Genomic DNA, 11,292 nt, shown 5'->3' with positions numbered 1-11,292 from the left:
AGCATTCAGCTCCCTTTTTTAATAACTCAACTTAGTAAGTAGTCCTATAAACAGTAACAAAAAGACGTATGAAAAATTTTTTGATTAAAGATATAAGAGTATGGGCTCTCTCTATACCCTTAGTGGCGGCTTGTGCCGTTTCTGCCGTTTCCGCAAAGGCGCAGACGGCTCTTTCACAGCCGGTTGTGGTGGATTCACCAATGGTTCATGATCCTGTGATGGCTTACGAGAATGGCAAGTACTATCTCTATTGCACGGGTCATGGAGTGGCTCAGATGACTTCTACCGACCGCCAGCACTGGACTCTGAATCCGCAGGGTGTATTGAAGGATGAGGCTCGTGGTGCTTTTCCGGCATGGACGCACGATAGTGTACCGGGATATGAAAGTCATACCTGGGCACCGGATGTCATCAGGTATAAGGATAAGTGGTATATGGCTTATTCCTGTTCTACCTTTGGCAAGAATACTTCTGCCATCGGATTGCTGAGCAATTCTTCGCTCGCCGATACTGATGGATGGAAGGATGAGGGCTGCCTCATATCTTCAAAGGGTGGTAGAGACAACTGGAATGCCATTGATCCGAATTTTGTGATTGATGAGAAGGGAAAGCCTTGGCTTACCTGGGGTTCTTTCTGGGATGGTATCCAGCTTATTCCTTTAGACAAGAAGACGATGCATGTGAAGAAGGGCGCCAAGCCTCAGACCATTGCCCGCCGTTATGCGCTCAATCAGATGGATGTGCCTACCAATCCTACCTCCCGTGATGCCGGCACCAATGCCATCGAGGCTCCTTTCATCATGAAGCATGGTGGTTATTACTATCTCTTCGTCAGTTGGGATTACTGCTGCCAGGGTATGAAGAGTAGCTATCGTGTTGCCGTAGGCAGGAGCAGGAAGGTGGCTGGTCCTTATCTGGATAAGGATGGAAAGGATATGCGAGAAGGCGGTGGCACCCTGCTGCTGGAAGGCGACAAGAAGGAATATGAGGCGATGGGTCATTGCTCTGCCTACTCCTTCCCCGATGGCGATTTCTTCTTCTGCCATGGTTACAGCGTGCCGAAGAATGGTGCCAGCATCCTGGTTCAGAAGAAAATCAACTGGACGGAAGATGGGTGGCTGACACTGGAATAAGATATATTTTTTAAACACGGACAAAATCAATTTGTCCGTGTTATTTTTTTCTTTATCCTTCTTCCTTAATCTTCCAATCGCTGATAGTACGCTGGGTACTGTCGAAGCTGATACCGATTTTTACCAGCCGCTTGCCTTCTGTATGATATGGCAGCATATAGCCTTTTTCGTCTATCTGTGCCAAAGCCTCCTCGGCACTCTTTACCTCTGTGCGGATATAGTGCGCTGCTAAGTTACAAAGAAAATCCGAATTAGCCAAGCATAATGGTTAAAAATAAAATGTTTTGTAAAATAAGGCATTCGGAATACCCTGAAATATGTAAAATAAGGCATTCTAAAATCCAGAAACTTGTAAAATAAGGCGTTCTGTGTAGTTAAAAACTTGTAAAATAAGGCATTCCTTATTATTTTTTCTTATCTTTGCATCCAGAAAAAGTAAGTGTTATTATGCTGGATAAGAGAAACTTAGAACAGATTCTTGCTGATCAGCAGGAAGAACTGGAGATACGTAGAGGCGAAACTTTGTGTCATCGACCAGAAGAGGCGCAGATAGACTTGGGCAGTACGCAGGCTCAGGTCGTGATAGGTGTGCGCCGTAGCGGCAAATCTACTCTATGCTTCCAGGCATTGGAGAAAGCAGGTGTGAAATACGCTTATGTAGATTTTGACGATGAGCGGTTGGCTAACATACAGGCAGAAGATTTGAACGATGTTCTGGAAGTACTGTATAAGATATATGGTGATTTCAATTATCTGTTTCTTGACGAGATACAGAATATCGAGGGCTGGCACCTTTTCGTGAATCGCATGCTTCGCAGGCGGATGCATGTCATTGTAACAGGTTCTAATGCCAAACTTCTGAGCAGCGACCTGGCTACTCATCTCTCGGGGCGCTGCAAGGAGATACTTTTGTTTCCATTCTCCTTTTATGAGTATTGTCTGATGAAAGAGGTGGATACGGAAGGAATGACTACCAAGGTACAGGCGTTCAGGAGAGCAGCCTTTGATCATTATCTGAAACAGGGAGGATTTCCTGAACTGCTCGTTATCGGCGAACACCAGAATTATGTGAAGAATCTGGTAAGCAATATTCTGCAGAGAGATATCGAACAGCGTTTCAAGATAACCTATCAGGCCACCTTCGAGCAGTTGGCTCATCATTTGCTCAATGTGGCTCCGGTTATCGTGTCTTCTTCGGAACTGTCGGCTACACTGGGGGTAAAATCGGAGCATACCATCAAGAATTATATCGGCTATATGAAGCAGGCTTATCTGCTGCTGGGGCTTCAGAAGTATTCTGCCAAGAGCAAGATGAGGATAACCCAGGAGAAGGTGTATCCGATAGATGTGGCTTTGATGGATCAGCGAGATAATGCTCTGGCGGGAGAGAACCTGGGATGGAGATTGGAAACCAGCGTCTATCTGCAGCTGGTTAGAACTTATAAGCCGCAGGGGTATGATATCTATTACCTGAGCGACCGCTCGGGAGAATGCGATTTCGTGGTTTGCAAAAACAATCAGGTGAAACAAGCCATTCAGGTATCGTATGACATTTCTTCACCCAAGACTCGCAAACGGGAGATTGAGGGATTGCTTCTGGCTCATCGCAAGACGCAATGCGCCGACTTGCTGCTGCTCACCGACCATGAGTACAACCAAGTTACCGAAAAAGGTCTTGACATCAAGATACGACCGGTATATGATTGGGTTGTGGAAATGGGGAAGAGAAAAAATTGAAAAATAGAGAAAAATAATAATCGCAATATAAGAAATGAATAAATTAAAAGCATTATTGGGCTTCGACCCGAAGACTACTACGGTCAAGACGGAATTGATAGCTGGTATGACTACCTTCTTGACCATGTGTTACATCCTGGCAGTAAACCCTACCATCCTTGCCACCACAGGTATGGACAAGGGGGCTCTCTTTACTGCCACAGCCATCGCTTCTGCCATTGCCACCTTCCTGCTGGCTTTCATGGCAAAGCTGCCTTTCGCCCAGGCTCCCAGCATGGGACTGAATGCCTTCTTCGCCTTCACCCTTTGTCAGGCAATGGGCTTGACCTGGCAGCAGGCTTTGGCAGTATTGCTCGTAGAGGGTATCATCTTCCTTGCCATCACCTTCCTCAATATCCGTGACAAGATATTGGAGTGCATTCCGAAAAACCTCCGCTTTGCCATTTCGGCTGGTATCGGTATGTTTATCGCCTTTATCGGTTTGAAGAATGCCGGCATCATCACCGCCAATGCGGATACCTTCGTACAGCTCGGCAAGTTTACGCCAGTCAGCATTCTGGGTCTCATCAGTATCCTGCTCTGCGGCTGTCTGATGGCGAGAAGAGTGAAGGGCTCCCTGTTCATCGCCATCATCATCTCTACCTTGATAGGTATTCCGATGGGCGTAACCCAGTTCTCTGACAACTGGATGCCGGTATCTACCCCTCACAGCATTGCTCCAATCTTCTGCCAGTTTGATTTCACGGGCTTCTTTACCCCAAAGATGTTCATGGTGGTATTCTCCCTGTTGCTTGTCAACATCTTCGATACCATCGGAACGGTGCTGGGATTGGTTTCCAAACTCGGTGTCAAGGAGAATGAGAAGGGAGAGATTCCTGGTGTGAAGGAGGCGATGATGAGCGATGCCATCGGTACCACGGCGGGAGCCTTGCTGGGCAGCTCTACCATTACCACTTATGTGGAGAGTGCTTCGGGAGTTGCCGAGGGCGGTAAGTCGGGCTTGACATCTTTCTTTGTGGGTTTGATGTTTATCCTGAGCATTTTCCTGGCTCCTATCTTCCTGCTGATTCCGAGTGCAGCCACCAGTGGTGCCCTGGTAATGGTGGGTGTATTGATGATTGATTCGTTCAAGAAGATTGAGTTGGAGGATATTTCCGAGTCATTCCCTGCTTTCATCACAATGATTACGATGGTGCTCTGCTACAGCATCGCCGATGGCATCTGTCTCGGCATCCTGAGTTATGTGCTCATCAAGATGATGGTGGGTAAGTTCAAGGATCTGAATCTTACGCTCTATATTCTGAGCATCTTCCTGCTCTTCAATTATGTTTTCAGCTAAATGAAGCGATAGATAAAAACGAGGCGGCAACCTGCATCACGCAGATTGCCGCCTTCTTCTTTTCTAACTAACTTTCTTATCAACTATTCAAAAAATGTATCAATATATTGGGTATATCCAGGGCTGATGCCCTGGATGTAGCTTGTTTCTTATTTCAATCTTTCTACTTCAAACGGATGATGTTCAGCGAGCTGGCAGGAATCTCTACCGTAGCACCATTCTTCTCTGTAGTTACGTAGTTTTCTACAGGATAGATGTTGGTAGGATTGTCGATGGTGTTCTCCTCCAGACCGTTCTTGGCAGAAAGGCGGATGAGCTTGCCATCCTTGATCTCCTTGCCCTGAAGATTGATCTTCGCTGTGGTGTGCTCGGTGCTGGTGTTGGCAATCTTCAGGATTACCTCGCCAGTCTGCTCATCGAGTGTGGCTGTAGAGAAGATGCCAGGAAGGGTGTTTGCCTTCAACTTGGTAGCGAATACCTCCTTGCCATCCAACTTGGCGAAGATGCTGTCGCCCACTACCTTCAGCTCGATATCGTACCACTTGCCGGTTTCAATCTTGCCTGGGCAGGTAGCCACCTGACTCTTGGCACCATTCACGATAGACTCCACACCGTGCTGGGTGTTGTTCCAGCCACCAAGGTTCAACCAGCAGTAGTTGTTCTTATCCACGTAGTTGAAGATGATGAGGAAACCCTCGTTTCCGGCATCCTTCTTCGCACGTACCTTATATATATAACCGTTGCTGGTAATCTCGCCTGGGTTCAGACGGATGCAGCTCTCCTCGTTGCTGGTCTGCTTGATGAGGCTGCCCTCAGTCTTCCACTGTCCATGGATGTCGGTAGGCAGTTCCTGCAAGGTCATTGGCAGCGCCTTGCCGTTCTCATCGCTGTAGCCCTTGTCTTCGAAAGATACCTGGGTGCCCCAAGTTCCCATTCCCACACGGCAGATGGCTGGCTTCACCTGGGTCTGCTCATATTTGTATGGATTCTCCTGGTTCACCTTCAATACACGGGTACCGATGTTGTTCGCCATCACGTTCTGAACGTAGTAGGATGGAGTTCCGAATACCTTATCAGATGTATATTGAATCATATCCGGTGCCCACATACGGTTGTTGAGGTTGGCGAAGATAGGAGCGTAGGATGCCATGGTCACAATATCAGAGTTGTTCTCGATGCCCATCATATAGACAGCCTCACCGAGCGCTGCATCGAGCGAACCCATATTGCCGAAGCCCTGGGTTACGGCATATTCACCTACATAGATCTCGCTGCCCTTGCGGTTGTAGTTGTCATACTTGTTGAAGTTCTCGGCAAACCAGGCAGGGTTGCGGTAGTAGTGCTCGTCGAGCAGCTCTACGCTTTCGTTGCTTTCCCACTTAGGGTTATCATCGCCCCAAGCCACCACGTTGCCGATGAGGTGCATCTTAGGATATTTCGCCAATACGGCATCCTTGAACTTCTTGAAGCGCTCGTAGTAGTGGTCGCTCTGTGCGGCAGGGTCTGGCTGGTTGTTCTCATTACCAATCTCCAGATACTCGATGTTGTATGGCTCCGGATGACCGTTCTTGGCACGCAGGGCACCATACTTGGAGGTAACAGGACCATTGGCATACTCCAGGGCATTCATGCACTCGTCAATCCAAGGCTGGATGCTATCCACCGGAGTCATACCGCCGTGCCACAAACCTACGTTTACTACATAGAGAGGCTTGGCGTTCAAATCCTCAGCCAACTGCAGATACTCATCGAATCCCATACCGTCGCTGGTGCGGTAGCGCCAGTTCACGTTCTTATGTCCCGGACGCTCCTCGATAGGACCGATGGTCTTCTCCCAGTGGAATGCATTCTCTGGAGACTCCTGTCCCTCTACGTAGCAACCGCCTGGGAAGCGGACGAACTTAGGATGGATGTTATAGAGCAGCTGAGCCAAATCAGGGCGCAAGCCGTTCTCGCGATTCTTGAAAGTAGGAGGGAAGAGGCTAACCACGTCGAGAACGATGGTACCCTTGCCGTCGGCTACGAGTTCAAACTGTGCTTTCGCATCGTTGGCATTGGCTGTAAGTTCAGCTGTATATTTGGTCCACTTCTTGCCTACCTTGGCATTGAGGGATGTTTCAGCATACACCTTGTCGCCCTTGGTGTTGGTGAGGCGAGCCTTCAATCCGCCCTTGTAGCTACCCTTTGCCCAGAAAGAGAGCTTGTAGGTTCTGCCCTGAACGGCGTTGATGCCCCAGAAACCTTCGTTGATGAGAGAGGCTGTGGCAGCAGGTTTGGCAGCAATGGTAAGCTGGAGAGCCTTGCCCTGTGCCTTGTTGAGCAGCCCCTTGTTGATGAGTTGTGTCTGGATCTTTGCACCTTCCTGTGCGGAAGTTTTCCAGGTAGGGATGTTCTTTTCATCATCTTCGAAGGAGCGGTTGCTGATGAGTTCGGCATAGAGACCGCCGTCAGCAGCATGGTTGATATCCTCGAAGAAGATACCATATAAATTAGGTGAAACCTTGACGCCTGGGTTAGAGGCATCTACATGGATGGTTACTTGGGCGTTGGCTGCCAATGTTGTGGCGAGCACAGCCGAGAGCAAAAAATGTCTTTTCTTATTCATTGTTTATTCTTTAGGCTTGTTTTTATTTTGTTGCTTGTTATTTGCTGGTAGCATGAAGCCGCAGCTTTTGGAAGTTACTTCCTGCTGCGATTCATACACAGCCGCAAAAGTACACAAAATACACGGAAAAGAGGTGGACAAAACGGAGAATATAGTGTAAAAGGTGGATTTTCTGCTGAAAATCCACCTTTTTATCCTCTGTGAGGGTGTGTCATTATTCATCGGATTACGCACGGAAAATCTATGAAGTAATCCCCCAATCCAATATGCCTTTTCCTTCCTCGTCCAGTTCTATGCCGAGGTCTATCACCTTTCGCTTGTCAGCCTTGAAAGGTTCCAGGTATTGGTTGTCTAGAATCTGCTGGATGGCAGCCTTCTTGCCGCCATTGTTTCTCAGCTTCAGTTCTATCACGTAGATGTAGCGGGAAGTCTGGGCTATGAGGTCGATTCTTCCTGTGGCAAGCATGTGCTCTACTTCTACTTTCAGTCCGATGGCATTCAGAATGGTACTGATGATGAGTCTATAGCGCTCTTCTGCGTGGGCAGCACCACCTCGTAGAGAGCCTGTTTCACTTCCTGATTAGGGAAACCGAGGAAGTAGCCAAATTCATCGCTGCTTTTGATGGTAAGGTAGCCCGTCTGATAGAGGAAAAGCTCGGCACCACCATTGATTACATCAGAACTCTCAAGCGTCTTGCGTAAGATTGGACAATGTTCGAAATTACGTAAGCGAAGCTCCATATTATCCACAAACTTCGGCAGCATGGAGGTAGCGCCTGATGAAACCCAGAAACAGCTCAAGTCTTGTGTATCAAGTGCATTGAGGAGACTGAAAGGATTGTAGATGTCCACCATATTTCTGCGACTGAAATGGTAGCCGTCGTAGTAATCCTTCAGATTATCATGGGTTTGCTGCAAAGTCCAGCCGTTCACTTCTGCCATTCTTTCCAGTTCCGGCTTGAAGTTCTGTCCGATTTCTTCTTCTGTGATGCCGCAGATGGCAGCATATTCTGGAAGGAAACTGATATTGGTCAGGTTGTTGAGAACCGAGAAGAGAGAAATCTGCGTAAACTTGGTAATGCCCGTGATGAAGACGAAACGCTGGTAGGCATCGTCAGCCTTCAGAATGGCAAAAACGCTTCTATATACGTCTGTGCAACCCTCATGCTCGGGAGTTTTCCAGGAGTGCTGGAGAGGAGAGTCGTATTCATCGATGAGAATGGCAACATTAGCTCCTGTTTGCTTATAGGCGGTTTTGATGATGAGGTCGAAGCGGTTTCCCAGTGAATCTGTTGGTTTAATATGGATGCCATATAATTGCTCATAAACATCAAAAGTCCGATCCAGATATGCCTTAACTTCATTTGCAGTAGCTCCCCCTCGGCTCATGTCAAGTCGAATTACCGGGTACTGTTTCCAATCTTTTTCCAGCTCCATGATTTTCAGTCCTTCGAAGAGATCTTTTCTTCCTTCGAAGTAAGCCTGGAGCGTATCAATAAGCACAGATTTTCCGAATCGGCGAGGACGGCTCAAGTAATTATACTTAAAACCTTGGTTCGCCAATTTCCAAATCATGTCAGTTTTATCAACATAGAGGTATCCTTCCTCTCTGATAACATTGAAAGATTGTATGCCTACCGGCAGCTTTCTGTATTCATTGTTTGCTATAATCATTTCTCCTATTCCTTTCTTTAGCCGCAAAGATACGGCATTTTTTTGAATCGTGCAAGTTTTGGCAATTAAAAAGATGTAAATCGTTTCCGACAGGGGGGATTGCAAATCCCCAGGTTTGATAAGTCGAACCTTTTTATACGACGGATTGCAAATCCGTCGAAACTGCAAGACTGAACTGTACTATCGCTGTGCCTTGTAAGTATTATCGTTGCTGCATCGTTTTATCGTATAAAGTCTTCGGAGTAACCTTTACTTGTTGCCAGAAGAACTAATAGTATAAGCCGGAAAAGCCTATTCCTCCAGCCGCACAACAGCTGTTGTGCGCTTGCATAACAGCTGATATGCGCTCGCCCAACACCTGTTGTGCAAGTGGAAATCAGCTGGTGGGCGGATATTTATTTTAAATCTTCCTATCTTCCGTGAGGCGTCCCAGCGAATTTGTAATCCGCTGTAACTTGTAACGATTATCCGCCAATTTCAAAAACACTCTTCACTCTTCACCGGAGTGGCGTAAGTGTTTGTGTATGAGTTGCTTTGGTAGGGTGAAGAGTGCGCTCGACTCTTCACCACTCTTCACCCCAGATTTTTTCGCTAGCTGTTTATAGATTGAGGGGGGATTGCAAATCCCCCGGTTTCATAGGTCGAACATTTTTTTACAGCGGATTGCAAATCCGCTGGGACGCCTGACGGTTGCAAATCCGCTGGGACGCCTCACGGAAGACAGACGCCTGACGGAATCCGTGCGTAATCCGTGGAGCAAGAATGCTCTGTTAATTCAGCGTAATCCGATGAAAAAATATCCAGGTGAAGAGTGGGTGAAGAGTGGTGAAGAGTTGAGCCAACTCTTCACCTCTCGGAACCCCAGTGTTTATCGGAGGGTCAGGCGATTTGGTGAAGAGTGAAGAGTAAAAAAGAGAGTGGGGATTTTCTCTCCCGACGTATCGTTTTGTGCCTGGCAATGGCAAGATATTGCCCTGGTAAAGGGCAATATAATGCCGTAGTGAGGCAATAAGCGCTGGAAGCGTCTTTACTATCCGTCAGTACTATCTGGGGGGCTATTTCAGAACTTCCATCGCCTTCTTCAGGCCTCTATCCACAGCCGAAGCATCGTTCTGGTAGAGCTTCTCCTTTTCCTCTCCGGTCATCTCGTCGAGCAGATAATCGGGGGTGATTCCCACACTTTCCAGCAGGTTGCCCTGTGCATCCTTGGTAAGCGAGAACGGCATGTAGAAGTAGAGATAGCTCGTTACATTTCCTATCCAACCGCCATTGCTGGCTTCGTTGTCGGAAGTGAGCATCGCCTGCGCTCCGTAACTGTTTCTGCCTATCGTCTTCACGTGGTCGCCCTGACTCTTCAGGATGAGGGTTGTCACCTCCGACATGCTGGCGCTGTAGTTGTCGAGCAGGATGGCGGTAGGGATGTTTCTGCCCAGGCTCTTCGGCGTTACCGTAATCTTCTGCGGAATCCAAGGCGTATAACTGTATGGATTATTGTCCTCTTTTTTGCGCACGTAGGCATAGACGGCAGATTGGGTGATGAGATAGTCGGTAAGCAGACGGGTGTCTATCACGCTTCCGCCTCCGTTGCCACGGAAGTCGAGAATCAGCTTCTTGATCTCGCCCTTAGCCAGAGGCTCCAGGAACAGGCGGCGGTAACCTTCTACGCAGAGATGATTGTAGGTAAACTTCAGGTCGCTCCAGTAAGCATAGAGTTCCCGCTCATGCCAGAGGTAATCGGCAAGTGCCTGACAATACCAGTTGGCAAAACCGGAGGCTGAAAGCATCTGCTGATAACGGGCATCGCCCTGCAGCTTCTGTCGGATCTGTTCGCCCATGCCGCTTGCATCAGCAGTAATAGACAACAGTTTGAGGAGTCCCGGTGCCACCTCGTAAGCCTCGCTGGCGAGAGCATAGAGACCGGAATAATCTCCCTGGTTGCTGTAGGCCGCCATCTTCTCGCAGGCTTGGGCAACATCATCTGAAGCCAGATAGCTATCCATATCGGCAAGCAACTGCGCTGCCTGCTGCTCAGCCTTCTCTCGCTTTCCTGCATCTGTAATCAGTTCCTTCGCCTTGTCTGTTATCTTGGAAGCATCCAGATGATAGGTGCTGGCGGCATTGTCAGGAAGATAGGACTTCTGATACTCGTGGAAACAGTTTTCGTAGAGGGCAAACTTGTTGAAGCCGAGGTAATAGGTGCCCGGCTGCTCCTTCAGGTAACCGCCCATGATGCAGAAACCATCTGAGGTAATCTCGCCGAAGGCTGTACCATCCAGGTTGAGCTGGTCGCGGGTATGGTTCCAGTGAGCATTCAGTGGGAAATACTCGGTCTTGTTGCGGAGCGTGCTGTTGAATCTCACCGTTTCCGTAGAAGAGTGGGAGACGGGCAGGGTAATCTTGACATAGAAATGCTGGTCGATGATCTTGTCGATGATTTCCTGGAAATACTGCTTTGCCTTGGCGTTGTCTTCCAGAATCTCCTGCTGGGTGAAAGCGGAGGTATGCTGGAAGGTCTTCAGGGCATCAAACTTGGGTTTGTATTCCTTGTACACCTGGTCCCAGGTCTGCGAAGATACGGCAGACTGCTCGTTGAGGGTGCAGTAGCGCTGGTTCATCACGCTCCAGAAAACCTGGAACAGGTCGCCATACGACTTGACATCGGTATCGGAATAATCGGAAATCGATTTCTCGTTGGCATCATTGTCTGCCACACAACTGGTAAGCGACATCCCCGTGGTGGTTGTCGCCAGGAGGAAGGCGAAGAGGCATCGCATTCCACCTTTTATATATAAAGGGATTCTCAT

General features: G+C 48.2%; 8 protein-coding genes. 3 read left to right on the top strand and 5 right to left on the bottom strand.

The window, feature by feature from the left end:
- Positions 1-200 precede the first annotated feature (200 nt).
- Entirely contained in the window at positions 201-1,133 is a 933-nt protein-coding gene (locus AAAT87_RS08080) for a family 43 glycosylhydrolase (protein ID WP_296972761.1), read from the top strand.
- A 52-nt stretch (positions 1,134-1,185) separates the two neighbouring features.
- Here AAAT87_RS08080 and AAAT87_RS08075 read toward each other — a convergent pair whose 3' ends face one another.
- Positions 1,186-1,392, bottom strand: coding sequence for a PD-(D/E)XK nuclease domain-containing protein (locus AAAT87_RS08075; RefSeq protein WP_228112829.1), 207 nt, complete (start codon positions 1,390-1,392; stop codon positions 1,186-1,188).
- A 188-nt stretch (positions 1,393-1,580) separates the two neighbouring features.
- Between AAAT87_RS08075 and AAAT87_RS08070 the strand changes: the two genes are divergently transcribed.
- Together AAAT87_RS08070 and AAAT87_RS08065 are read left to right on the top strand one after the other, a co-directional pair.
- A complete protein-coding gene (locus tag AAAT87_RS08070) occupies positions 1,581-2,870 on the top strand; it encodes an ATP-binding protein (protein WP_349226150.1) in 1,290 nt (429 codons plus the stop codon).
- A gap of 34 nt (positions 2,871-2,904) precedes the next feature.
- Entirely contained in the window at positions 2,905-4,209 is a 1,305-nt protein-coding gene (locus AAAT87_RS08065; RefSeq protein ID WP_153127810.1) for a solute carrier family 23 protein, read from the top strand.
- 163 nt (positions 4,210-4,372) lie between these two features.
- Here the strand turns inward: AAAT87_RS08065 and AAAT87_RS08060 are convergent, their stop codons facing one another.
- From AAAT87_RS08060 to AAAT87_RS08045, 4 genes are all read right to left on the bottom strand, one after another.
- Positions 4,373-6,814: an alpha-L-arabinofuranosidase C-terminal domain-containing protein gene (locus AAAT87_RS08060; protein WP_349226149.1), complete on the bottom strand. Its 2,442-nt coding sequence runs from the start codon at positions 6,812-6,814 to the stop codon at positions 4,373-4,375.
- Positions 6,815-7,055: 241 nt separating this feature from the next.
- The gene (locus AAAT87_RS08055; RefSeq protein ID WP_349226162.1) at positions 7,056-7,301 is read right to left on the bottom strand and encodes a PD-(D/E)XK nuclease domain-containing protein; all 246 of its coding nucleotides are present in this window, start codon (positions 7,299-7,301) and stop codon (positions 7,056-7,058) included.
- Positions 7,302-7,312: 11 nt separating this feature from the next.
- Entirely contained in the window at positions 7,313-8,488 is a 1,176-nt protein-coding gene (locus tag AAAT87_RS08050) for an ATP-binding protein (RefSeq protein ID WP_349226148.1), read from the bottom strand.
- Between the two features lie 1,055 nt (positions 8,489-9,543).
- Positions 9,544-11,292 (bottom strand): S41 family peptidase, encoded by a 1,749-nt coding sequence (locus tag AAAT87_RS08045; protein WP_349226147.1) that lies wholly within the window; start codon positions 11,290-11,292, stop codon positions 9,544-9,546.

The sequence above is a fragment of the Segatella sinensis genome (genome assembly GCF_040095255.1).
In the GTDB taxonomy this organism is placed as follows: domain Bacteria; phylum Bacteroidota; class Bacteroidia; order Bacteroidales; family Bacteroidaceae; genus Prevotella; species Prevotella sinensis.
This window is presented reverse-complemented; position numbering and strand designations above follow the sequence as displayed.